We start from the raw sequence: 25,739 nt of genomic DNA on the forward strand, positions 1-25,739 counted from the left end.
ATCACTGGTCCAACACATCTGCTATTCTGTCAGCATTCATACTACGGGCACTGGCATCGAATATCTCCTTGTAACGTCCTCCTTGTTTGTAGACCTCATCAGGTTTTCCACTCTCTACCACTCGTCCCTGCTCCAACATATACAATTGGTCTGCATCGACAATTTGTCCGATATTATGAGAAATGACAATCACCGTACGTCCTTCCTTGATTGCATCAATACTTGCCTTGATCTGCTCTGTGGCAATAGCATCCAGGCTCGCCGTCGGCTCGTCGAGGATAATAATCGACGGATTCTTAATAAACATACGAGCAATGGCTACACGCTGCTGCTGACCGCCGCTAAGACGCAGGGCACTGCTCTCAAAGCCATCAGGCATTGCCATCACCTGGTCGTAGAGGAATGCCTTACGAGCCGCATCAACCACATCGTCATGGGAAGCTTGCGGATTGCCATATTTGATATTCTCCTCAATAGTACCATCAAAGATATGGTTCCTCTGCATCACCAATCCGACATGTTCGCGCAGCCAATGAGTATCCCACTGGTCAAGGGGTACACCATCAAGACAAATCATCCCACTGTCTACACGATAGAATTTATCTAGCAAGTTGACTACTGTGCTCTTACCAGCACCACTCACACCTACCAAGGCGGTAATCTTTCCTGGTTCTATGCGCATTGACACATCGTGTAGCGCCTTCACTCCATTCGGATAGGTAAAGTCTACATGCTGCAACTCAAAACACCCAGTAACCTCGGCAGGGCGATAGTCACCTGACTCTTCCACATCCTCCTCACCTTCCAGCAGATCAAAGAGACCCTCAGAATAGACCAGTGCATCATTCAGGTCGTCATAGATACGATGCAATTGACGAATCGGTGCACTGACATTGGCAAAGAGCATGACATGGTACATAATTTTACCGATTGTCATCCCCGGATAGTCAACAAGAACAAAAAAAGCCGTCAGGATGATGACAAGTACAGTACCTATCTGTTCCAGGAATCCCTTTAATCCTGTATAGAAATAACTCTGTTTACGGGTGCTCAACTGCAGGTTAGTCACTTTATTCTGCACACCAGCCTGTCGCTGACTCTCTATTTCTTCACGGTTAAACGATTTAATGACCGTGATACTTTCAATGATATTCAGAATATTCTGGCTGACGGCTTGTTGTCCGTCAAAGATACCACGTCGTCCTGCCCTCATACGCTCTGCCTGGATATAGGTGACATAGAAGTAGATGGGGACGATACACAATGCCACCAACCCGACATAGAAATTGGCGACAAACATCAAAATCAAGGCAATGATAGCACTGGTGAAGAGTGGCAGGATATCAATAAAGAAGAGGTTCACCGCTCGGCTGAGACTTGTCACGCCATTGTCGATACGCGACTGTAACCTGCCTGCCTCATTACCTGACGTAGTATAGAATGCCATCCGATAAGTGAGGATATGTCTGACCACCTGAAGATACAGGTCTCTACTGACAAGGATACGCATACGCTCCCCATAATAGCGTCGGAAGAAATTGACAATAGTGGCAAGAACCTCCTTACCCAGTAACACAGCACTAATGATCAACAGAATTGTCCTTGCACTGCTCCAGGAGAGTGTAGGTTGCTGATCCAAGATATTGATGGCATCCACGGAACGATCAAGCACAATAGCATTCACCTGCGCCAATAAAGAGCCTATCAGAGTCAACAACAAAGTGACAATGACCAGCCTGCGATACGGTCTCACATAGCGTAAGATATGTTTCAAAAGTGCTCCTATGCTCATCTGATTCTTTATGATGCTCAGATCTTCTGCATGCAAAGATAATTATTCTTTTTGAAATAACAAAAGAATTGCTATAAAAACAAAAAAGGATGTGCCAGGCACATCCTTCTCTATACAGAGTATAATATAATTACACTTTGATCTCTACCTCAACACCGCTGGGAAGTTCAAGTTTCATCAGGGCATCAACAGTCTTTGCAGTAGAGCTGTAGATGTCAATCAGACGCTTGTAGTCTGAGAGTTGGAACTGCTCACGAGACTTCTTGTTAACGAAGGTAGAGCGGTTGACCGTGTAGATACGCTTGTGTGTGGGAAGGGGGATAGGACCGCTGATGATAGCACCGGTAGCCTTCACAGCCTTCACGATCTTCTCTGCTGACTTGTCTACGAGTTTGTGGTCGTAGCTCTTCAGCTTGATACGAATTTTCTGACTCATTTTGAAAAATTTAAAAATTATATATTTTAAAAAATGTAAAATGGGGTCGTCGCTAAAGAGTCATTTGCTCAACGGCAGACCCCAATTTTATAACTGTTACATTTTTGCATTGCGCAAAGCGCTTATACCAGGTCGGCACGTCCCTTAACCTCCTCAAGCACTGCCTTTGCAAGAGCAGAAGACAGAGGAGCGTGGTGATCGTACTCCATAGAGCTAGTAGCGCGACCAGAGGTGATGGTACGCAGGGCGGTTACATAACCGAACATCTCTGACAGGGGAACCATTGCCTTGACGACACGGGCGCCACTGCGAGCCTCGTCCATACCCTCGACCTGACCACGACGCTTGTTCAAGTCACCGATCACATCACCCATGTTCTCCTCAGGAGTAACAACCTCGAGTTTCATGATAGGCTCCATCAGCACTGGCTTAGCCTGAGCGCAGACTGCCTTGTAAGCCATTTGGGCAGCAATCTCGAAGGACAGCTGGTCAGAGTCAACGGGGTGGAACGAACCATCCACAACAACAACCTTCAGGGAGTCAACAGGATAGCCACCGAGGATACCGTTCTTCATGGCAGCCTCAAAGCCCTTCTGAATAGAGGGGATAAACTCCTTAGGAATATTACCACCCTTCACCTCGTTGACAAACTGCAAGCCACCGTTCTCCTTGATGTTCCAATCGTCATCCACAGGACCAACGTTAACGATGATGTCAGCGAACTTACCGCGACCACCAGACTGCTTCTTGTAAACCTCACGATAGCCCATCACAGTCTTGGTGATGGCCTCCTTGTAGTTCACCTGAGGCTTACCCTGGTTACACTCAACCTTGAACTCACGCTTCAGACGGTCGATGATGATATCGAGGTGGAGCTCACCCATACCGGAGATAATGGTCTGACCACTCTGCTCGTCGGTACGGACGGTGAATGTCGGGTCTTCCTCAGCAAGCTTGGCAAGACCGTTGTCAAGCTTGGCAACATCAGCCTGAGACTTCGGCTCGACAGCAATAGAGATCACGGTATCGGGGAAGGTCATAGACTCCAATACGATTGGTTTCTCCTCATCACAGAGGGTGTCACCCGTACGAATATCCTTGAAACCAACGCCTGCACCGATATCACCTGCGTCGATAGACTCCATAGGAATCTCCTTGTTGGAGTTCATCTGGAACAGACGACTGATACGCTCTTTCTTGCCGGAACGTGGGTTGTAGACATAAGAACCTGCCTTCACGCTACCAGAGTAGACGCGGAAGAATACCAGACGACCCATGTAGGGGTCAGTGGCAATCTTAAAGGCAAGAGCTGCTGTAGGCTCTTCCTCGCTGGGCTTGCGGCCTTCCTCTTCCTCTGTGTTGGGATTGGTACCCATCACCATCTCCACGTCAACGGGAGCAGGCAGGAAAGCACAAACATAGTCGAGCAGAGGCTGTACACCCTTGTTCTTATACGAAGAACCGCAGATCATAGGTGTGCAGGCCATGGAGATGGTACCCTTACGGATAGCGGCGATAATCTCCTCCTCTGTGATAGAGTCTGGATCATCGAAATATTTCTCCATCAGAGGCTCATCATACTCAGCGGCAGCCTCGAGCAGTTTGTTACGCCACTCGTCACACTCATCCTTCAAGTCTGCAGGAATCTCCTCAACATCATATTCGGCGCCCATGGTCTCATCATGCCACAGGATAGCCTTCATCTTAATCAGGTCAACGACACCCTTGAAGTTCTCCTCAGCACCGATAGGCACCTGGATAACAACAGGATTAGCGCCCAGGATGTCACGCATCTGCTGTACCGTCTCGAAGAAGTCGGCACCAGAACGGTCCATCTTGTTCACGTAACCGATACGGGGTACGTTATACTTATCTGCCTGACGCCATACCGTCTCAGACTGAGGCTGTACACCATCAGCAGCAGAGTAAGTGGCTACGGCACCGTCAAGTACACGCAGGGAGCGCTCCACCTCAGCAGTGAAGTCAACGTGTCCCGGAGTGTCAATCAGGTTGATTTTGAATTCCTTGCCGTTCCATTTCCAGTTACAGGTAGTGGCAGCAGAGGTAATCGTAATACCGCGCTCCTGCTCCTGAGCCATCCAGTCCATGGTAGCAGCACCGTCGTGTACCTCACCAATCTTGTGCGTCTTACCTGTATAGAACAGGATACGCTCTGACGTGGTGGTCTTACCGGCATCGATGTGCGCCATAATACCGATATTGCGGGTCAAATGTAAATCGCGATTTGCCATTTTTCTTTTCCTTCTTAATGAATCCTTTTACCTATCTAATTAGAATCTGAAGTGAGCGAATGCACGGTTAGCCTCAGCCATACGGTGCATATCTTCCTTACGCTTGAAGGCACCACCCTGATTGTTGAAAGCATCCATAATCTCGGCAGCCAGTTTGTCAGCCATAGATTTACCACTGCGCTTGCGGGCAAACGCAATCATATTCTTCATAGAGATACTTTCCTTACGGTCGGGACGGATCTCTGTAGGAACCTGGAAAGTAGCACCACCGATACGGCGGCTCTTCACCTCCACCTGTGGGGTGATGTTGTCCAAAGCCTGCTTCCAGATTTCCAGAGCTGACTTCTCATCGTCCTTCATCTTGGCCTTCACAGCCTCGAGCGCATTGTAGAAAATCTCATAAGAGACTGACTTCTTTCCATCGTACATCAGATGGTTCACAAACTTTGACACCTTAGTGTCGTTGAAGACTGGATCTGGCAGGATCACACGCTTCTTTGGTTTTGCTTTTCTCATTTTTTGTTTTTGTTTTGTTGTCTGCCTGGGGCTGTCCTTTCTTGATCTTCAACGCTCTCACATGAGCATTTACTCAACCTGTTTCGTAACAATTCTCCAGCAAAACAGTTTTAACTTTAAACTTTAATACTCTCGACTAGGAGAGCTCGTCCTTTCGGCTTATAACCCTCTCCGGTTATTATTTCTTAGCCTTTGGACGCTTAGCACCATACTTCGAGCGACGCTGAGTACGGCTTGCCACACCAGCGGTATCCAATGTACCACGTACGATGTGATAACGTACACCGGGAAGGTCTTTTACACGACCGCCACGCACCAGTACGATACTGTGCTCCTGCAAGTTGTGTCCCTCTCCGGGAATGTAACTGTTGACCTCCTTCTGGTTGGTCAAACGAACACGGGCTACCTTACGCATAGCCGAATTAGGCTTCTTCGGGGTTGTCGTATAAACACGAACGCAAACTCCTCGGCGCTGAGGACATGCGTCCAGCGCGGGTGATTTGCTCTTGTCTACGAGCTCCTTTCTGCCTTTTCTTACCAATTGTGAAATTGTAGGCATAATTGTTTGATTTTTAAATTATTATATTATTATGTATATGTTCTATTTGACACACTGCGCCCTACTTACAGGTCGCTTTTGGGCTGCAAAGGTACTAACTTTTCGGCAAAACACCTAATCCATAAGACGCGAAAAAACACTTATTTCATGAAATTTAACATAAAATAAGTGTTTTAAGAATTATTAACCACGATTATGCCTCTCCTTGTCCTACATTGAAGGGAGAAATAGTGCGTGGTTCCTGATTGGGAATCTTGATTGTGCCAAACTCCCGCTCGTATCTCATGATGTTCTCCTGCAAGGCGTTAAGCAGTCGTTTCGCATGCTCGGGAGCCAGTATCACACGACTCCTCACAGATGACTTAGGCACTCCCGGCAGCACGCGAGCAAAGTCGATGACGAAGTCACTGCTGGAGTGTGAGATGATGGCGAAGTTAGCATACTCCCCTTGTGCTACCTCCTGTGGCAGTTCCAGTTGCAGTTGTCCCTGCTGTTGATTCTTCTCATTGTTGTCCATATCTATATTATATTAATGTATATTTGGACATTATCCGTTGAGAGGAAGTTGCTCTGGACGTGACTGCCCCAATATCTCAAACAATTCCTCTATATCACTGTCAGACACTCCTTCATTAAATGCCTCTTCTACCAACTCTGTATAAGAAGGCGTGACCTTATAGAATTTACGGGCATGATGGTCATAGCGAATATATGCCCAGAAATAATAGAAGATGCCCCGCGGCTCGATACTGATGGCTGCCTGTATATACTCCTCCGCCTTGTTGATGTCATCACGTGAGGTCATAAAGGCCTTCTTCCCTTTCAGTATAGTAACAGCCGCATAGAAGTAGTTCTCTGCATCGTCAAAGTCGTCCTCCATGGCACGCTCAAAATACTCACGCGCCTTCTCATAGTTCTTCAACTTTAGGTAGACAAACGCTATGGAGCGATTGACATCGGAATTGTCTGGATGCTCTCTCAGCACTTCCTCATAGTTGCGGACATACTTGTTGAGCTTAGGCAAAGGCATCGACGACACACTATTGAACGTGGATATCGTTATAGGTCCCCCACAATACTCACAAACCTTCTGTCCTGTACTGACAGGGCTGCCACATCCGCCACATTTCAAGTTAATTACTTCTGCACTCATAATCTTGGTATAATTAATGATTCATTTGTAAGATACGGTTACGGTCTCGTAACATTCCTGTCACATCATCAGCCAACCGGGTCAGTCCTTCAGTGTTGCCATTCCTGCTGGCACGCTCCATATCACCAATGGCATCCAATATCTTTTGCTCCAACTGCTGTACGCTGGCATGACTGCGCTCGGGACTGCTGCTCATCACATCATAGCAACGCTCAACAACACGACGAATTTTCTCATCAGATGTATTGCAAACAATACCATTCAGCATCAACGAGCCGTTCTTTATAAACTGATGGTCCTGCTCTTGTCGGGCCATGGATTCAGCCGTTACCTCATTAGCCCATAGCGAAGCCAACCACCACGCTATAAACGTGACAGCGATAATCGTCTGAGTAAGCAGGGGCCAAAACGGTTCCTGCAGGTCACGGATGGCAAAAGACAGCCCCTGAGGTACCAATGTTGTCTTGAAGATACAGCCCACACCAACGGCATAGGCCGTACAGAAATACTTCCACGTGACGAAGGCAGTAGCAATATCATAGGAGTTATCCGCCTTGCTTTTCTTTATCAGAAAGATAGACAGTATGAACACGATATACGAGAGATGTATAAAGCCATAGCTAATCCATGTGGCCGAATTGGCTCCCTTGAAATCTATATATATAAAATACAGGATGTTGAACGCTATCAGGAATAGCGAGAACAACAGAATCAGTATAAACGTCTTCTTGTTCATGGTGCTTACGTTGTTGGTGGAACGGTAGGAGGTACGGGGGGCACTGGGGGAGGCGTTGCCTGGGCAAACAACTGGGCCAGTTCCGTCGTCTTGGCCGCTGCCCATTGGGCCATTCCCTGCTTCCATACCAGTGTGTCCGGTGTCAACTGTCCGCTCTGTACGTACTGCGGGAGTTGATTCATATCTATCGGACCCACCTGTTGGTTATTGACATAAATGAAATACTGGACCTGCTGAACGGGCGGCGGCGTTACTCCCTGTGCCGGTTGTCCTTGCTGTTGTCCCTGCATCGGCTGGAACATCTGACCTGCCATGCCTGCGAAGGCACTGCCTGCACCGAGTCCCATACCCAGACCAGCACCTGCGGCAGCCATTTCTCCGCCAGAACCAGGATTATTAGCCAGATCACTCAGGATGTCACGTGCCTGAACACGTCCCCAATCCTGACCAAGGATATTCACCTCGTCCTTGTTGCCCAAAGCATTCAACTGCTTGTCACGACGGATATCCTTATTGGCACGGATACGCTCGATGAAGTCGTCCACGAAGTCAATTGCCTCAATCACGAACTTACGCAACTTGACACCGTAGTCGCTGATAGCATCGTCAATGGCGGGCTTCATGTCCTGTGAGATACCGTAGGGATCATTCTTGGCATCAATAAGACTTCCCTGATAGCTCTTCAGCGCACGAGTCAGTTTACTGGTGATAATCGAGATGAATTCCGAACGCCAGTATTGGTTGAGGTCTTCCTGTGTCGTAATACCTGTATTACTGGTCAACAAGCGTTTCAGTAGTACGGCAGGGTCGTCAATATACACCTTATAGGCCCCTCTGACACCAAGTTTGGCCTCCTGGTTGTAGATATTATCCTCAATGTCGATGGGTGAACGGGTCCCCCACTTAATCTCTGCGGAGTCAGCCTTGCGGAAATAGTGTACACGACAACTGAACGAACTGACCCCACCTGTGAACATATTACGCAAACGACCTATAATGGGCAGGTTGTCATTCTCCATGACATAGCGTCCCTCCTCAAACACATCGCTGATACGACCATTATTCTCGAAAATCGCCATCTCACCTGGATGGACAATCAGTGTCGATTTCGTATTGAAGTCAACACGAGGGTCCATATAGTATATCAGGTCTTCTCCAGACTCGTTCTGGATAACGTCCCTGAAATGCTTCTGACCACCATTATAGGCAGCCTCATTTGGATCTCTGTCCGTTGTAATTCCAAACCATCCCATAATATGAAGTTTTAAGTTTTTTCGTTTACGGATAATCGATATGATAGTGTCCCTGACAGCCATAGCGCAGCCGGTAGAGTATTTTGTACAAGGCACGAGGCCAGCAATATTTGTCAAGAGCCAACAGTGCATACTCCGAACACGTGGGCTTGCAGACACATCTGCGACGCATGGATTCTGATGCGTAATGCTGATACAGTCGAACCAACAGGACACCTATCCTACGGCCGTCGAGCAACACTATCAACAGGAGAATCCAGGCTATAGAAGTGGGACTCTCCATCAAGTCCCACTTCAGAAGTCTGGTAATATAGCGAAGCAAAAGGAATGTAATGACAGATACTGATACGTAGACAGCAACTTGGCACAAAGCAGAACCCCAATTGGTTAACGGTCTCTGCAAAGGCCGTTGCAAACAATACTGCCTTACCTCCTTTTCTTCTGCCGTCATATAGGATTATACACCTTTCTTCTCGCGGAGCTTGTTCTTCATGGCCTTCACCACGTTCTCATTCTCCTCGCACTGCTTCATGGCTGCCCACATCTTGTCGCCAGGAACTGTAATCTGGAACTTCGTATTCTCGACGTTACCAATTTGCTTCTTACCATTCTTGTCATAGTACGTATACTCGTCAGTAGTCGTAGCATGAGAGAAGTTGGTGATATCTTTGTAGAAGTATTCGTCGGCAGTCTCACTCTTGGTATTCTCGTCCGTATTGAAGGTATACTGGTAGAAATAAACCTGTGTGTCACTGAAAAGAATCCATGTAATCTGATAAAGCGAACTACGGTACAGATCGTCTTTTCCTTTCTTGACATAGGCTTTCTCACGGTTGAATACGTAGCCCTCGAAATGTACGGGAGGTATTTCCTGCACCTGGTCTTCATCAAGGCCAAACTTATTCAGGGCATTCTTCTTGAAATCCTGTGAGTTGGCTAATCTTTCAATAATCGCATCGTACTCCTCATCCTTCATCGTACGGGCCAGACAACCTTCACGAAGGAAATAGCGAATGACGGCTTTCTGCTCGGGACTCTTTTTCTTGTAGATTTCACGCAACCATGCAGGGTCTCTCATCAACCACAGTACAACCAGTGCAATGATAATTAAAATAATAATAATACCCATAATATTAAGTTTTTAGTTGGCGCTTGTTAATTTGGTCCAGCGCTGCTGCGCCATTTTCACAGACACGGACTTCGTTAATTGTCTATTTAATCCACTAGGACTTGCTTAGTCAATGGCAAAGATAATGATTATTTCTGAAAACCACAAACAAATTAGTAAAAAAAATCTATTTCTAGTAAAGGAAGAATCAAAAAACTTGCGTCCCCTTATGCCTCTATATGCACACGGATGCCTGTCATCAATAGGCAACGATACGGAACGTGAAGGTACGGTCCTGATACGGCACCTGATAGCGAGGCAGGGCAAATCCCCAGTCGCTCCAACTGTTGATACCGCCTACGCCGGCATGTGCACCGTCGATGCAGAGGTTGGTGTACTTCGACTTGTGCTACCTCCTGTGGCAGTTCCAGTTGCAGTTGTCCCTGCTGTTGATTCTTCTCATTGTTGTCCATATCTATATTATATTAATGTATACATGATTCTACTGCAAAGGTAAACATAATATGTTTAATATCCAAATAAAACAACCATTTTAGCTTCCGATAACGGTTATGAAGTAATCCGCAACTGTTTTTGTCAAGAAAACTTGTCGAAAATTATGTATGGATTTTTGTGCATTCTAGGATTGGAGGAAGCAAAAAACAAGGGTGAAAGAGGTGGATTTGGAGGAAGGTGCCGCCTTCGAGGGGGTTTGTCGGTACCTTCTTACCCTTTAGGTACCGCCTTCCATACCCGTTGGTGCCGCCTACTAACATGTGTACCAAGCCTTGGAACACCCCTTTTCAGGCACTTCTATCACGTTTCTAAGGGTGCGAACAAGCCTCAAAAACGGCTAAGCAACTGACAGACAGCATTTTACGATAACCTCCGTAGTTTCGCGTATTTTAGTCCGATTATGGACTTGGTGAATTCTACGCGAAACCACGGAGGACTTTTGTCAAAAATAATTATCAGTAACGTCTTATTTTACAGGGATAAGACAGAAAGTGAAGGTACGGTTCTGGCAGGGCACACGGTACTTTGACAATGCCATTCCCCAGTCGCTCCAACTGTTTGAGCCGCCGACACCAGTATGGGCACCGTCTATGCAGAGGTTGGTGTATTTTGACTTAGGCACCTGAGGGGAGTGTCGCTGTGCCTTCTTGGGTCCTGGCTCGTCCAGGTCCTCAATGGCATAATGGAGAGCAGAAGCAAAGAACGGCTCCTCTGTCTCTATGCGTACCCCCTTACCCTGGGCTGTCGTCTGGTTCCACCAACGAACATCCGACTTCAGTCCTGTCTCTTGCGGACGGACATAGGGATAGAACTGCTCGTCGGCAGTCTGGCTATAGATGCCGATACGCTGTGACAGCTTGCGATCGCTATAGTTCTCCACAGGCCCACGACCATAATACTCACTGCGGTCCATGTCGAATGGCTGTTGCATCACCATTCCAAAACGAGCCATATCTGGCTGTTTCGAGTCTTTGTCCGTTATGAGTTGCTCGGTCACCTTGACAGTACCGTTACCATCAATCTGGTAGGTGAGCGTCAGATGGGCTTTCACCTCTGGTATGTCATAGCCGGCGGTGACCTGCACATACGACTGTGGTTTCTTTACTTTCTCCACTTCGAATGTCGTCAGGGTCAGCGTAGGCTTCTTCCACACCAAATTCTTCTTATGGAAGTCACCACCCATGTCATTATCCGTGACGGCACGCCAGAAGTTAGGACGCAGAGTACCTCCTTCTCCAAGAAGTGGTTGACCATTTACAGTATATCCGACCAAGAAACCTGTACGTTTGTTGAATTGTACAAAGACAGCGTCATTGGTCATCGTCAACAGACTGTCACGTTTACTGTCCTTTACCTTGAGGGAGGGGATCTTTCCTGTCGTTGTCTCCTTCGCACAAGTTCCTGCCTTCACCATCATCTGCTGGAAGGCTACGGTCTGACCAGCCTCCATCAGTGGCTCTGCCGTTTTCAACTTATAATCGACATTCAGCAGGTACTCTCCTGTTCCCTCACAATTGCCTATCGGCAATGTCACGTTTGTAGTACCCTGTGGACCACAACTGATCTGCTCTACCTGTCCGGTCTTCACCACCTTTCCATCACACAGCAGTGTCCACTCCATTCTGTAGTTGTCTAAGCCACGGAAGAAATACTCGTTACGAATACGTAACAGACCTTTTGTGACATCGACAGGCTCCGTCCATATATTCTGATACTCATAACCTGTCTCATACATATGAGGGTTTGGCACACGATCGGGACTGACCAGTCCGTTACAGTTGAAGTTGTTGTCCGACGGGTCGTAGTTATTATAGTCACCACCATAGGTATAGATGGCTCGACCCTCGGCATCCTTGCCATGCAACCCTTGATCGACGAAGTCCCAGATAAAACCACCCTGGAACTTCGGATACTTACGCACCAAGTCCCAGTACTCTTTCATACCACCACCAGAATTTCCCATGACGTGGTTGTATTCACACTGGATAAGGGGTTTCTCTTTCCTGTTATCCTTCGCATAGCCTTCACAATGCCATTGCGTCATATACATAGGACAGAAGATATCGGTATTATCACCTTCTCCTGCCGGCTCATACTGAACAGGACGACTCTGGTCCTGTGAGCGTATCCACTGACGGGCAGCAGTAAAGTTCTCACTATTGGCGGTCTCATTACCCAAACTCCAAATGATGACGGAGGGGTGGTTGAAATTCATTGCGACATTATGCTGGTTGCGCTCTACAATTTGCTTTCTGAACATAGGATCCTTGGAGGGCGACGGGTTCTGGTAAAGGAAACCATGACTCTCTTGGTTCGCCTCTGCAACCAAATAGAGACCATACTCGTCACAAAGGTCGTACCACAGGGGGTCGTCTGGATAGTGACAGGTACGCACCGCATTGATATTGAAGCGTTTCATCAACTGGATATCCTGAAGCATGCGATCACGACTGACCACATAGCCACCATCCGGGTCCATCTCATGACGATTGACACCTTTTATATATATAGGTTGTCCATTGACCAACAACTGGGCGTTCTTGATTTCTACTTTGCGGAAACCCACCTTTTGTGTCGTGACCTGAGGGCCATATTCCACCTTCAGCGTATAAAGATAAGGGGTCTCTGCCGTCCACTGATGAGGATTCTTAACCTCCAAAGTCACCCCACCCTGCTTGGGTTGCGACTCCTGCCATGACTTGACTGTCTCTGACACGATTTCCTTGCCCGTAGCGTCAAGCAGACTGAGTCGTGCCTCAGACTTACCGACAGCCCATAGCTTCACTTCCAACGTACCGTCCTTATAGTTGTTTACTAAATCAGGGGTGATACGAATGTCCTGGATGTGCTCCTTGGCATCCTGCGCATAAAGATAGCAGGAACGTCCCACACCACTCAATCGCCAGAAGTCCTGATCCTCATGGTAAGAGCCGTCGCACCAACGGAAAGTCTGAAAGGCAAGGAGATTGTCACCGGCATGCACATAGGGTGTGATGTCAAATTCCGCAGCTATCTTGGAGTCCTCCGCATAGCCAACATACTGACCATTGACCCACAAATATATGTTCGAGGTAACAGAACCAAAATGGGCTATCACCTGTTTTCCCGTCCAGTCAGCAGGAATAGTTATCGTACGACGATAAGACCCAACATGATTATCCTTGACAGGGACCTCTGGTGGATTATTCTTAAAATGCCCACGCCAGGCAAAGCCTACATTCACATACTCAGGATCACCAAATCCATTGAGTTCCCACATGCCAGGGACATGCATCGTTGTCCACCCTTTCTCCTCATAGTCTGTACGGAAGAAATCCGTAGGACGCTGGTCGGCACGCTCCACCCATAGAAAATGCCATATGCCATCCAACGACAGGATGCTGGCATGGGGGAAAGTGGTATGTATCGGATAGCGGTTGACCTCATTCACCTGCAGGTCATGCCATTCCGTCATGGTGGGCTGCTGGGCGATAGCTATCATCGTCACTCCTGCCAGCCACAGTGTCGTCAGAGCTCTTTTCATCGGCTATTCCTGATAAAGAATATTGATTGTGAAGAGGTTACTGCTGAACTCTACCTCGTCACAATTCGCATAACTGATCTCAATATAACTGGAATTGATGGGAATCTTCACCATACCGCCCTCGTCGCTGTTCCAACCCATGGTGTTTTCCGTGGCGGTACATCCAGAGGCTTCCTCGAAGGCTTCCTTATATGCCATCACACGTTTGCGGGCTTGGACCTTGCTATACTCTTTCTTCTCGGTGAAAGTCACACGGGCAGGATCTTTACCTACCCATACTTTACCTTCAGCACCGAAAGCCTTGCCATACCAGAGTCCTCCATTGCCATACTCGTCCTTCTTAAACGTAAAGCCCTGGCTTTTCAATTCCGATGCCATCTCCGCATCCGACAGATTAATGGGGATGCCGTTGAAGGCTAATGCCCCGCCTGCGATACAAGGCTCGTCCATCTCTATCTTCACTGGCTGACTGACCGGTTTTTTCTTAACGGTCGTTGTCGTACGTTTCTTAGCTGTTTTCTTCTGTTGTGCCACGGCAGGCATGGATACTGCCACCAATGCCGCCATCATGATTAAAAGTACTTTTTTCATCGTTCGATTATTGATTATTGGTTATCAAAGGACAAAGATAGCAATTCTTTTCTATTTCCACAAAATATAATGGAGTTTTTCACTTCGCTTAACGAATCTTACTCGCCATCAAAAAAGCAACTCTGCCAGTCACTTGTCATCACAACAAACAAAAAAACCGCTGTTACATATTACTGCAACAGCGGTATTATTAAATATAGGTATTAATTACTTCTCCTCAAGGACAGTTTCCTCAGCAAAGTCGATGACGTTCTTCTTGTTAGCCTGCATGCGCTCGTACTCCTCCTTTGAGCCGACGATAATCTTCTCGAACTCACGAAGACCAGTACCAGCTGGAATGAGGTGACCGGCAATCACATTCTCCTTCATACCCTCAAGGTTATCAACCTTACCACGGATGGCAGCTTCGTTGAGCACCTTCGTCGTCTCTTGGAAGGAAGCGGCAGACATGAACGACTTAGTCTGGAGGGCTGCACGGGTGATACCCTGCAGGATCTGTGTAGAAGTGGCGGGTACAGCATCACGCACCTGAACGATTCGCAAGTCACGACGCTTCAGCATCGAGTTCTCGTCACGCAACTTACGAGCTGTGACGATCTGACCTTTCTGCAAGTTCTCGGAATCACCAGCATCGATGACCACCTTCTTACCCCAGATACGGTCATTCTCCTCTGCGAAGTCGAGCTTGTCGACAATCTCTTGCTCAAGGAAGGATGTATCACCAGGCTCGTTGATCTGTACCTTACGCATCATCTGACGAACGATAATCTCAAAGTGCTTGTCGTTGATCTTCACACCCTGAAGACGGTATACGTCCTGAACCTCATTAACGATGTATTCCTGAACGGCCGTCGGACCCTTGATGGCAAGGATGTCGGCAGGCGTGATGACACCATCAGAGAGTGGTGTACCTGCACGGACGGCATCATGCTCCTGTACCAAAATCTGCTTCGACAGAGATACGAGATATTTACGCTGCTCACCGGTCTTCGAGGTAACGATAATCTCACGGTTACCACGCTTAACCTTACCCATGGTAACCTCACCGTCAATCTCAGAGACGATGGCAGGGTTGGATGGGTTACGAGCCTCGAACAACTCAGTGACACGGGGCAGACCTCCGGTGATATCACCACCCTTGGCTGCGGCACGCGGAATCTTCACGAGGGTCTCACCAGTCTTGACTGTCTGACCATCCTCTACCACAACGTGACCACCTACTGGGAAGTTATAGGTTCCGATGATCTCGCCATCAGCACCGATGACATCACAGGTAGGTACCTTTGACTTGTCTTTCGACTCTGTGACAATCTTCTCCGTCAAACCAGTTGTATCGTCAGTCTCTGCACGGAAGGTAATACCCTCGATAACATCGTGGAACTTCAAGGTTCCTGCATATTCCGTAACGATAACGGCATTGAAAGGATCCCACTGGGCTACCTTATCGCCTTTCTTCACAGTATCACCTGACTTGAAGTACAGAGAAGAGCCGTAAGGTACATTGACGGTAGAGAGAACAATCTTTGTATTCGGATCAACAAAACGAGCCTCACCAAGACGGCTGACAACCATCTCACACTCACGGCCATCCTCGTCGAACGGTACAGTACGTACCTCCTCGAGTTCCAGAACTGAGTCGTTCTTAGCTACGATACTGGCATTCGCTGCAGCATTGGCAGCCACACCACCGGCATGGAACGTACGAAGTGTCAACTGAGTACCTGGCTCACCAATAGCTTGTGCGGCAATCACACCGACAGCCTCGCCCTTCTGCACCATACGGCGTGTGGCAAGGTTACGTCCATAACACTTACGGCAGACACCATGCTTCGACTCACAGGTAAGTACGGAACGAATCTCGACACTCTCAATTGGGGAGTCCTCAATAGCCTGTGCAATAGGTTCTGTGATCTCCTCACCAGCAGCTACAATCAGTTCACCAGTAGAAGGATGGATAATATCATGTACAGAGACACGACCCAAGATACGCTCATACAAGGTGGAAATGGTCTCATCGCCATTCTTAAGGGCAGTGCAAACCAATCCACGGAGTGTTCCACAGTCTTCTTCCGTGATAATCACGTCATGTGAGACATCCACCAGACGACGAGTCAGATAACCAGCATCAGCTGTCTTCATGGCAGTATCGGCAAGACCCTTACGGGCACCGTGCGTAGAGATAAAGTACTCCAACACTGACATACCCTCCTTGAAGTTAGACAGAATAGGGTTCTCAATAATCTGGGCACCCTCGGCACCTGCTTTCTGAGGCTTAGCCATCAGTCCACGCATACCAGAGAGCTGGCGGATCTGGTCCTTACTACCACGGGCACCAGAGTCAAGCATCATGAATACAGCATTGAAGCCCTGGTCTGCCTCTGTCATCTCCTTCATCAGCACATTGCCGAGATCGTTGTTGATATGCGTCCAGGTATCAATGACCTGATTATAACGCTCGTTGTCCGTGATGAATCCCATGTTGTAATTTTCGGTAATCTGCTGTACCTCTGCGTTACCTTTCTCCACCAGAGCCTTCTTAGACTCTGGAATGATGATGTCGTCAAGGTTGAACGACAAGCCAGCCTCGTAAGCCATACGATAACCAAGGTTCTTGATACCATCAAGGAACTCACAAGCCTCTGCGAAACCTACATTCTTGATAACATCTGCAATGATGTCACGCAGGCTCTTCTTAGAGATAATACGATTGACATAACCTACCTCCTTCGGGATGATACCATTCACGATGACACGACCTACAGAAGTCTCCACCATGTGACGGACAGGTTTGCCATCTACAATATCATCAACCATCACCTTCACCTGAGCATGTAAGTCACACTTACCCTCATTATGGGCAATGATAGCTTCTTCAGGACCATAGAAAGTCAGTCCCTCGCCCTTAGCTCCCGGACGAATCTTGGAGATATAGTAGAGTCCAAGCACCATATCCTGTGAAGGAACGGTGATAGGAGCACCATTGGCTGGATTCAGAATATTATGACTCTGAAGCATCAGGATCTGAGCCTCAAGAATAGCTTCATTGCTCAATGGGAGGTGCACAGCCATCTGGTCACCATCAAAGTCAGCATTGAAAGCCGTACAGGCAAGCGGATGCAACTGGATAGCCTTACCCTCAATCAATTTAGGTTGGAATGCCTGAATACCCAGACGGTGCAGCGTTGGTGCACGGTTAAGGAGTACAGGGTGTCCTTTCATCACATTCTCCAGAATATCCCAGATAATCGGTTCACGACGATCCACAATCTTCTTTGCGGACTTCACCGTTTTCACGATACCACGCTCAATGAGCTTACGGATGATAAACGGTTTGTAGAGCTCGGCAGCCATCAGTTTCGGCAGACCACACTCACCCATCTTCAGCTCAGGACCTACGACGATAACCGAACGAGCTGAGTAGTCAACACGCTTACCAAGCAAGTTCTGACGGAAACGTCCTTGTTTACCTTTCAAAGAGTCAGAGAGTGACTTCAACGGACGGTTGCTCTCACTCTTGACAGCACTGGACTTACGACTGTTATCGAACAACGAGTCTACAGCCTCCTGCAACATACGTTTCTCGTTGCGGAGAATGACCTCTGGAGCTTTGATCTCCATCAGTCTCTTCAGACGGTTGTTACGGATAATAACACGACGATAGAGGTCATTCAGGTCGGAAGTGGCAAAACGACCACCATCCAGCGGTACCAACGGGCGCAACTCAGGAGGAGTCACAGGAATAATCTTCATGATCATCCACTCTGGGCGGTTAATACCTTTCTCCACACTGGAACGGAAAGCCTCAACCACCTGAAGGCGCTTCAATGCCTCATTCTTCCGCTGCATGGAAGAGTCACTATTGGCACGGTCACGCAACTCATAGGACAGAGAGTCAAGGTCAAGACGAATCAGGAGGTCATAAATTGCCTCAGCCCCCATCTTAGCAATGAACTTATTAGGATCGCTGTCGTCAAGATAATCATTCTCGGGAGAAATCTTGTTATCTACGATATCATTATACTCCTCCTCTGACAGCAGGTCATACATATTTGAACCAATGGCATCATTACCATCAGCATCTTTCTTACCTGCCATAGCACCTGGCTGAATCACCACGTAACGCTCATAATAGATAATCGCATCGAGTTTCTTGGTAGGAAGACCGAGTAGATAACCGATTTTATTAGGAAGGCTGCGGAAATACCAAATATGAGCCACAGGAACCACAAGCTCAATATGACCTGTACGCTCACGACGCACCTTCTTCTCTGTCACCTCAACGCCACAACGATCGCATACAATACCCTTATAACGGATACGCTTGTACTTACCACAAGCACACTCATAGTCCTTTGTCGGACCAAAGATGCGCTCGCAAAACAGACCGTCACGCTCAGGTTTGTAAGTACGATAATTGATGGTCTCAGGCTTGGTCACCTCACCACAAGAGTTCTCGAGGATCTCCTCCGGTGAAGCCAGACCAATAGTAATCTTGGTAAAATTACTCTTTATCTTTGTATCTTTCTTGAAAGCCATATTTCAATCTTTAATCTTTAATCTTTAACCTTTTAATTCTCTGATTAGTCCATCTTAATACTGAGACCAAGACCCTTCAACTCATGCAAAAGCACATTGAGTGACTCAGGAATACCTGGTGTTGGCATAGGCTCGCCTTTCACGATTGCCTCGTAAGCCTTTGAACGACCAACGACATCATCAGACTTAATGGTCAGAATCTCTTGCAGGACATGGCTGGCACCGAAGGCCTCCAAAGCCCAGACCTCCATCTCTCCGAAACGCTGACCACCAAATTGTGCTTTACCACCAAGTGGCTGCTGAGTAATCAAGCTGTACGGACCGATAGAACGAGCATGCATCTTGTCCTCAACCATATGACCGAGCTTCAAGAAATAAGTAATACCTACTGTTGCTGGCTGGTCAAACTGCTCACCAGTCTCACCATCATACAAGTGTGTAGAACAGAGGCGAGGAAGACCAGCTTTATCCGTCCACTCAGCGAGATCATCAAGTTTCGCACCATCAAAGATTGGTGTTGAGAACTTCACACCAAGACGCTTACCTGCTGCACCTAGGATAGCCTCGAATATCTGACCGAGATTCATACGAGAAGGTACACCCAATGGGTTAAGTACTAAGTCTACAGGACGACCATCCTCGAGGAAAGGCATATCCTCCTGACGAACAACCTTAGAGACGATACCCTTGTTACCATGACGACCGGCAAGCTTATCACCTACACCAATCTTACGTTTCTTGGCAACATATACCTTTGCCATCTGCAGGATACCAGAAGGTAACTCATCACCAATGGTAATGGCAAACTTCTTACGCTTCATCTCGGCATCTAGCAGTTTGAACTTCTTCATATAATTGATAATCAACTGGGCGATAAGCTGATTTTTGTGCTCGTCATTGGTCCAGTTGCTGATCTGGATATCACCATACTCAAGGTTCTTCAAAGCCGCAACAGTAAATTTACTTCCCTTGGAGATAATCTCAGAACCTGTATAATCCTTCACACCTTGTGAGGTCTTACCCTTCGTCAATGTGATTAGTTTCTCTACTAAGATATCCTTCAAATCCTCTATCTTAGCCTCATGTTCCTCATCTATCTTGGCAAGAAGAATCTTATCCTGTTGCTTGGTGGCACGAGTCTTGGTTGCTCGAGTGAAGAGTTTTTTATCGATGATGACACCAGAAAGTGAAGGATTTGCCTTCAGTGAAGAGTCTTTCACATCACCAGCCTTGTCACCAAAGATAGCACGAAGCAGTTTCTCTTCTGGAGAGGGATCACTTTCTCCCTTAGGAGATATCTTACCAATAAGAATGTCACCAGGTTCCACACGGGCACCAACACGAATGACACCATTTTCATCGAGATCCTTAGTGGCTTCCTCACTGACATTCGGAATATCAGCGGTAAATTCCTCAGCACCACGTTTTGTCTCACGGACATCCAGAGAGTACTCATCCACATGGACTGAGGTTAGGATATCTTCTCGGACAATACGCTCATTGAGCACTATAGCATCCTCATAGTTATATCCCTTCCAAGGCATGTATGCCACGAGAAGATTACGACCCAATGCAAGCTCGCCATTCTCAGTAGCATAACCTTCCGTCAGGATATCACCCATCTTCACACGCTGACCTTTCTCACAGATAGGACGAAGGTCAATGGTCATATTCTGATTAGTACGACGGAACTTAGGAATACGATATTCTTTCAAGGCAGGCTCAAAGCTGACAAACTCCTCGTCCTCTGTACGATCGTACAGTATACGAATCGTTGTAGCATCAACATAGTCAATCACACCATCACCCTCTGCAGTAATCATGGTACGAGAATCCTCACATACCTGCTTCTCAATACCCGTTCCAACAATAGGAGCCTCATTGTGAAGCAAAGGTACTGCCTGACGCATCATGTTAGATCCCATCAGAGCACGGTGAGCATCATCATGCTCCAAGAAAGGAATAAGAGATGCGGCAATAGACGCTATCTGCTGTGGAGATACGTCAATCAGGTCGACATCAGTTGGTGGAACAACAGGGAAGTCTGCATCCTGGCGACACTTGACCACGGGACGGATAAATGTACCGTCATCACGGAGAGGAGCATTTCCCTGACCGATAACGTGACTTTCTTCTTCCTCTGCAGTCAGATAGACAATATCATCATTATTAAGATTAGCTACACCATTCTCCACCTTACGGTAAGGAGTTTCGATGAAACCAAGCTCATTGATTTTCGCATATACACAAAGAGACGAAATCAGACCGATATTAGGACCTTCAGGGCTTTCAATCGGGCAAAGACGCCCATAGTGGGTATAGTGTACGTCACGAACCTCGAAACCGGCACGCTCACGAGACAGACCGCCAGGACCTAAGGCAGAGAGACGACGCTTGTGTGTCACCTCGGCAAGAGGGTTCGTCTGATCCATGAACTGCGACAACGGATTGGTTCCAAAGAACGAGTTAATAACACTAGAAATAGTCTTGGCATTAATCAAATCCGTAGGAGTGAACACTTCGTTATCACGAACATTCATGCGTTCACGGATGGTACGGCTCATACGGGCAAGACCAATAGAGAACTGGTTGCTCAACTGCTCACCGACTGTACGGACACGACGGTTGGAAAGGTGATCAATATCATCAACGGTAGCCTTGGAATTTACCAATTGTATCAGATACTTGATAATCTCAATGATATCCTCTTTCGTCAACACGCGAATATCCATCTCGGTGTTTAGACCCAGTTTTTTGTTGATTCTGTAACGACCCACATCGCCTAAATCATAGCGCTTGTCTGAGAAGAATAAGTTCTGAATAACCTCACGAGCACTAGCGTCATCGGCAGGATCAGCGTTACGCAACTGACGATAGATATACAATACGGCTTCTTTCTCAGAGTTACTGGGATCTTTCTGTAAGGTATTAAAAATGATAGAATAATCCTGAGCCACAGACTCATCCTTGTGTACTAGGATTGTTTGAGCACCGCTTTCCAGGATGTCATTCATATTATCCTCTGTAATCTCTGTCTCACGATCCATGATTACCTCATTACGCTCAATAGACACTACCTCGCCGGTATCCTCATCTACAAAGTCCTCATTCCAACTCTTCAATACACGAGCTGCCAATTTACGGCCTAAGGCTTTCTTCAGAGCAGTCTTATTAACTTTCACTTCCTCAGCTAACTCAAAGATCTCAAGAATATCTTTATCATTCTCGTAACCGATAGCGCGAAGCAAAGTAGTTACAGGCAACTTCTTCTTACGATCGATATAAGCGTACATGACATTGTTGATATCAGTAGCGAACTCAATCCAAGAACCCTTGAAGGGAATAATACGGGCACTATACAATAAGGTACCATTAGCATGAACGTTCTGACCAAAGAACACACCTGGAGAACGATGCAACTGAGACACGACAACACGCTCAGCACCATTGATAACAAAGGTTCCATTTGAAGTCATGTAAGGAATCGGGCCCAGGAACACATCCTGAATCACAGTACCAAAATCCTCATGATCAGGATCCGTACAATAAAGTTTCAACTTTGCCTTCAAAGGTACACTATAGGTCAGACCACGCTCAAGACACTCGTCAATAGTATAGCGTGGCGGATCAATATAGTAATCCAAGAACTCAAGAACGAAATTATTACGTGTATCGGTGATAGGGAAGTTCTCTGCGAACACCTTATACAAACCGTCATTCTTGCGTTCCTCAGGTGGCGTATCCAACTGCAGGAAGTCTTTGAATGACTTTAATTGCACATCGAGAAAATCCGGGAACGGCATCGGATTCTTGACGCTGCCAAAGTTTACTCTGTTATCAACTACTTTTGAAGCCATATATTCAAATTAATATTGTCCTAGACTCTCTAGACACTCTAGAACATCTAGATTATCTAGAATAAAAACAAGAAAATGGTCGGGAACCCTCTACTGGAGAGCTCCCAACCATCATATTGTTGTTGTGCTTTAATTATTTCAGCTCAACTACGGCACCAGCCTCTTCGATAGCCTTCTTCAGGTTCTCAGCCTCTGCCTTTGCCATACCCTCCTTGATAGTAGCAGGAGCACCATCAACGAGATCCTTAGCTTCCTTCAAGCCAAGACCACAAGCCTCCTTAACGGCCTTAACGACCTGAAGCTTATTAGCACCTACTTCCTTCAGAACTACATCGAAAGAAGATTTCTCCTCAGCAGCCTCAGCGGCACCTGCAGCAGCAGGACCAGCAGCAACTGCAACAGCTGCAGCGGCGGGCTCAATTCCATACTCGTCCTTCAGGACTGTAGCTAACTCTTGTACTTCTTTAACTGAAAGGTTTACCAACTCTTCAGCAATAGCTTTAATATCTGCCATTTTATTTAAAATTTTAATGTTTTTAATGTTAATTGTTATACTTCTCGCTTATTTGTTACGCTCAGCGATAGCGTCAAGCAGTCCATGGATCTTACCACCTGCGTTCAAGCCAGATACAACAGTCTTGATAGGAGACTGCAGCAATGCCACAACATCAGCAATAAGTTCGTTCTTGCTCTTGATTGCAACGAGCTCCTCAAGTTTGTCGGCACCTACAAAGAATCCTTCCTCTGCATAAGCAGCCTTCAGGGCGGGGATACCTTCTTTCTTATATTCCTTGAGCAACTTAGCAGGAACATTGGCCTGATGAGTGAACATCAAAGCTGTATTTCCTTTCAAGCAGCCATAAAGTGGTTCGAAATCCATCTCAGAAGCCTCGAAAGCCTTGTGGAGAAGTTTATTCTTCACAACAACCATCTTTATCTCATTCTTGAAGCACTTACGACGAAGATCACTCGTCTTCTCAGCATTCAATCCAGTAACATCTACCAGATAAAAATGAGGATACTCCTTCAGTTTTTCTCCAAGTTCTACAATAATAGTATCTTTTACTTCCTTTTTCATTTTACTAAACTTTTATGGAGTTATTCAACTGATTTAGGATCTACCTTAATACCTGCACTCATCGTGCTTGAGATAAAGATACTCTTAATGTATGTACCCTTGGCAGCAGCAGGCTTCAGCTTAATGATAGTCTGAATAAACTCCTTAGCATTCTCATAAATCTGATCTGCAGTGAAAGTCACCTTACCGATTGACGTGTGCACAATACCAGCCTTGTCAACCTTAAAGTCTATCTTACCCTGCTTTACCTCTTTAACTGCCTTAGCAACGTCCATAGTCACAGTACCGCTCTTCGGATTAGGCATCAGTCCACGAGGACCAAGCACACGTCCCAAAGGACCGAGCTTACCCATGCAAGAGGGCATTGTAATGATAACATCAACATCAGTCCAACCGCCCTTGATCTTGTTGATATACTCGTCAAGACCAACATAGTCGGCACCTGCTTCCTTAGCAGCAGCTTCCTGGTCGGGAGTACAGAGAGCGAGCACGCGTGTCACTTTACCAGTACCATTCGGTAACGATACTACGCCACGAACCATCTGGTTAGCTTTACGCGGGTCTACACCCAAGCGTACATCGATATCAAGAGAAGCCTCAAACTTTGTCGTGGTGATATCTTTCACCAACTGTGCGGCTTCCTTCAAAGAGTATGCTTTCCCTGCTTCAACCTTATCAGCTACCAACTTTTGATTTTTTGTCAGTTTACTCATCGTTTTAATTGAAGTTATTTGTTATTTACCAGGGAAGTCCCCTTTTACAGTGATACCCATACTTCTTGCTGTACCGGCAACCAATTTCATAGCCGACTCCACGGTGAAGCAGTTCAAGTCGCTCATCTTATCCTCAGCGATTGCACGCACCTGATCCCAGGTAACAGAAGCAACCTTCTTACGATTAGGCTGAGCAGAGCCACTCTTAACCTTTGCAGCCTCCATCAACTGAATAGCAGCGGGAGGAGTCTTAATAACGAAGCTAAAAGACTTGTCTGCATAGTAAGTGATAACGACTGGCAATACTTTTCCTGCCTTGTCCTGGGTTCTGGCGTTGAACTCTTTGCAGAATCCCATGATATTAATACCCTTAGAACCAAGAGCAGGTCCTACAGGGGGGGAGGGATTCGCAGCGCCACCTTTAATCTGCAATTTGATTAATCCAGCAACTTCTTTAGCCATTTCTGTAAATAATTAATTTTGATTCTTTATATAAGTCTTGGGAGTGGAAGCCTCCTGCAACCGTATATATAGAACAGGCATACCGTAACTTACACCTTATTCTTTCTCTACTTGTGTGAACGCCAACTCCAAAGGAGTCTTGCGTCCGAAAATCTTTACCATTACTTTCAACTTACGTTTTTCAGAGTTCACCTCTTCAATGACACCACTGAAACCGCTGAACGGACCATCTATAACCTTCACTGTTTCATCAACAGTATACGGGATATTAATTTCCGCACTCTCAATAGTAGTTTCCTCAGCAGTACCAAGTATACGGTTTATCTCTGACTGGCGAACGACTTGAGGGTTATCCATACCTCCTAGGAAACCGAGTACGTTAGGAATAAAGCGAAGCATATGTGCGACTTCTCCTTGCAGATTAGCTTGAACAAGTACATAGCCTGGCAAGAAGAGCTTCTCCTTAATGACACGTTTGCCGTTACGGAGCATAGCATATTTCTCTGTAGGGAGCAAGACATCACCCACATGAGATTCAAGAACATCATTGTGCTTCTTAGCAGCTTCAATGAATTCCTTCACCTTGCTTTCTTTTCCACTAACAGCACGCAGCACGTACCATTTCATACTTGTCTCTGACATCTTTTTCCTTCTAACG

The 25,739-nt window shown here is 46.7% G+C and carries 21 protein-coding genes; all 21 read right to left on the reverse strand.

The window, feature by feature from the left end; translation table 11 throughout:
• Position 1: 1 nt before the first annotated feature.
• The 21 genes from BM257_RS00535 to nusG all read right to left on the reverse strand — a co-directional run bounded on the left by BM257_RS00535 (position 2) and on the right by nusG (position 25,723).
• Positions 2 to 1,792 carry an ABC transporter ATP-binding protein gene (locus BM257_RS00535; RefSeq protein WP_092067180.1) on the reverse strand — a complete coding sequence of 597 codons (1,791 nt, stop codon included), beginning with the start codon at positions 1,790 to 1,792 and terminating at the stop codon, positions 2 to 4.
• A 130-nt stretch (positions 1,793 to 1,922) separates the two neighbouring features.
• On the reverse strand, positions 1,923 to 2,228 hold the full coding sequence (rpsJ, locus tag BM257_RS00540) for a 30S ribosomal protein S10 (protein ID WP_072290385.1): 306 nt from the start codon (positions 2,226 to 2,228) through the stop codon (positions 1,923 to 1,925).
• A gap of 122 nt (positions 2,229 to 2,350) precedes the next feature.
• Positions 2,351 to 4,480: an elongation factor G gene (fusA, locus tag BM257_RS00545; protein ID WP_092067182.1), complete on the reverse strand. Its 2,130-nt coding sequence runs from the start codon at positions 4,478 to 4,480 to the stop codon at positions 2,351 to 2,353.
• A gap of 39 nt (positions 4,481 to 4,519) precedes the next feature.
• Positions 4,520 to 4,996 carry a 30S ribosomal protein S7 gene (gene rpsG, locus BM257_RS00550; protein ID WP_092067184.1) on the reverse strand — a complete coding sequence of 159 codons (477 nt, stop codon included), beginning with the start codon at positions 4,994 to 4,996 and terminating at the stop codon, positions 4,520 to 4,522.
• A 178-nt stretch (positions 4,997 to 5,174) separates the two neighbouring features.
• Entirely contained in the window at positions 5,175 to 5,555 is a 381-nt protein-coding gene (gene rpsL / locus BM257_RS00555) for a 30S ribosomal protein S12 (RefSeq protein ID WP_092067186.1), read from the reverse strand.
• A 193-nt stretch (positions 5,556 to 5,748) separates the two neighbouring features.
• Entirely contained in the window at positions 5,749 to 6,072 is a 324-nt protein-coding gene (locus BM257_RS00560; protein WP_092067188.1) for a DUF3467 domain-containing protein, read from the reverse strand.
• A gap of 30 nt (positions 6,073 to 6,102) precedes the next feature.
• On the reverse strand, positions 6,103 to 6,708 hold the full coding sequence (locus BM257_RS00565) for a tetratricopeptide repeat protein (RefSeq protein WP_092067190.1): 606 nt from the start codon (positions 6,706 to 6,708) through the stop codon (positions 6,103 to 6,105).
• 13 nt (positions 6,709 to 6,721) lie between these two features.
• Positions 6,722 to 7,444, reverse strand: coding sequence for a hypothetical protein (locus BM257_RS00570; RefSeq protein WP_092067192.1), 723 nt, complete (start codon positions 7,442 to 7,444; stop codon positions 6,722 to 6,724).
• A gap of 5 nt (positions 7,445 to 7,449) precedes the next feature.
• Entirely contained in the window at positions 7,450 to 8,697 is a 1,248-nt protein-coding gene (locus BM257_RS00575; RefSeq protein WP_177215960.1) for an SPFH domain-containing protein, read from the reverse strand.
• 25 nt (positions 8,698 to 8,722) lie between these two features.
• Positions 8,723 to 9,148, reverse strand: coding sequence for a membrane protein insertion efficiency factor YidD (yidD, locus tag BM257_RS00580; protein ID WP_092067196.1), 426 nt, complete (start codon positions 9,146 to 9,148; stop codon positions 8,723 to 8,725).
• A 6-nt stretch (positions 9,149 to 9,154) separates the two neighbouring features.
• Complete coding sequence (locus BM257_RS00585) at positions 9,155 to 9,826, reverse strand: hypothetical protein (RefSeq protein ID WP_143096692.1); 672 nt, start codon at positions 9,824 to 9,826, stop codon at positions 9,155 to 9,157.
• A gap of 238 nt (positions 9,827 to 10,064) precedes the next feature.
• Positions 10,065 to 10,187 (reverse strand): hypothetical protein, encoded by a 123-nt coding sequence (locus BM257_RS15230; protein WP_143096713.1) that lies wholly within the window; start codon positions 10,185 to 10,187, stop codon positions 10,065 to 10,067.
• Positions 10,188 to 10,787: 600 nt separating this feature from the next.
• Complete coding sequence (locus BM257_RS00595) at positions 10,788 to 13,844, reverse strand: glycoside hydrolase family 2 TIM barrel-domain containing protein (protein ID WP_092067202.1); 3,057 nt, start codon at positions 13,842 to 13,844, stop codon at positions 10,788 to 10,790.
• Positions 13,845 to 13,847: 3 nt separating this feature from the next.
• Positions 13,848 to 14,435 carry a hypothetical protein gene (locus BM257_RS00600; protein ID WP_143096693.1) on the reverse strand — a complete coding sequence of 196 codons (588 nt, stop codon included), beginning with the start codon at positions 14,433 to 14,435 and terminating at the stop codon, positions 13,848 to 13,850.
• Positions 14,436 to 14,642: 207 nt separating this feature from the next.
• Complete coding sequence (gene rpoC, locus BM257_RS00605) at positions 14,643 to 18,971, reverse strand: DNA-directed RNA polymerase subunit beta' (RefSeq protein ID WP_092067206.1); 4,329 nt, start codon at positions 18,969 to 18,971, stop codon at positions 14,643 to 14,645.
• A gap of 44 nt (positions 18,972 to 19,015) precedes the next feature.
• Positions 19,016 to 22,828: a DNA-directed RNA polymerase subunit beta gene (rpoB, locus tag BM257_RS00610; RefSeq protein WP_092067208.1), complete on the reverse strand. Its 3,813-nt coding sequence runs from the start codon at positions 22,826 to 22,828 to the stop codon at positions 19,016 to 19,018.
• A 133-nt stretch (positions 22,829 to 22,961) separates the two neighbouring features.
• Positions 22,962 to 23,342, reverse strand: coding sequence for a 50S ribosomal protein L7/L12 (gene rplL / locus BM257_RS00615; RefSeq protein WP_092067210.1), 381 nt, complete (start codon positions 23,340 to 23,342; stop codon positions 22,962 to 22,964).
• Positions 23,343 to 23,390: 48 nt separating this feature from the next.
• Entirely contained in the window at positions 23,391 to 23,906 is a 516-nt protein-coding gene (rplJ, locus tag BM257_RS00620) for a 50S ribosomal protein L10 (protein ID WP_092067213.1), read from the reverse strand.
• A 20-nt stretch (positions 23,907 to 23,926) separates the two neighbouring features.
• A complete protein-coding gene (gene rplA, locus BM257_RS00625; protein WP_092067215.1) occupies positions 23,927 to 24,619 on the reverse strand; it encodes a 50S ribosomal protein L1 in 693 nt (230 codons plus the stop codon).
• 21 nt (positions 24,620 to 24,640) lie between these two features.
• The gene (rplK, locus tag BM257_RS00630; protein ID WP_092067217.1) at positions 24,641 to 25,081 is read right to left on the reverse strand and encodes a 50S ribosomal protein L11; all 441 of its coding nucleotides are present in this window, start codon (positions 25,079 to 25,081) and stop codon (positions 24,641 to 24,643) included.
• Positions 25,082 to 25,177: 96 nt separating this feature from the next.
• Complete coding sequence (gene nusG, locus BM257_RS00635) at positions 25,178 to 25,723, reverse strand: transcription termination/antitermination protein NusG (RefSeq protein ID WP_092067219.1); 546 nt, start codon at positions 25,721 to 25,723, stop codon at positions 25,178 to 25,180.
• Between the last annotated feature and the right edge of the window lie 16 nt (positions 25,724 to 25,739).

This window comes from Prevotella sp. tf2-5 (assembly GCF_900115435.1).
Classification (GTDB): Bacteria; Bacteroidota; Bacteroidia; order Bacteroidales; family Bacteroidaceae; genus Prevotella.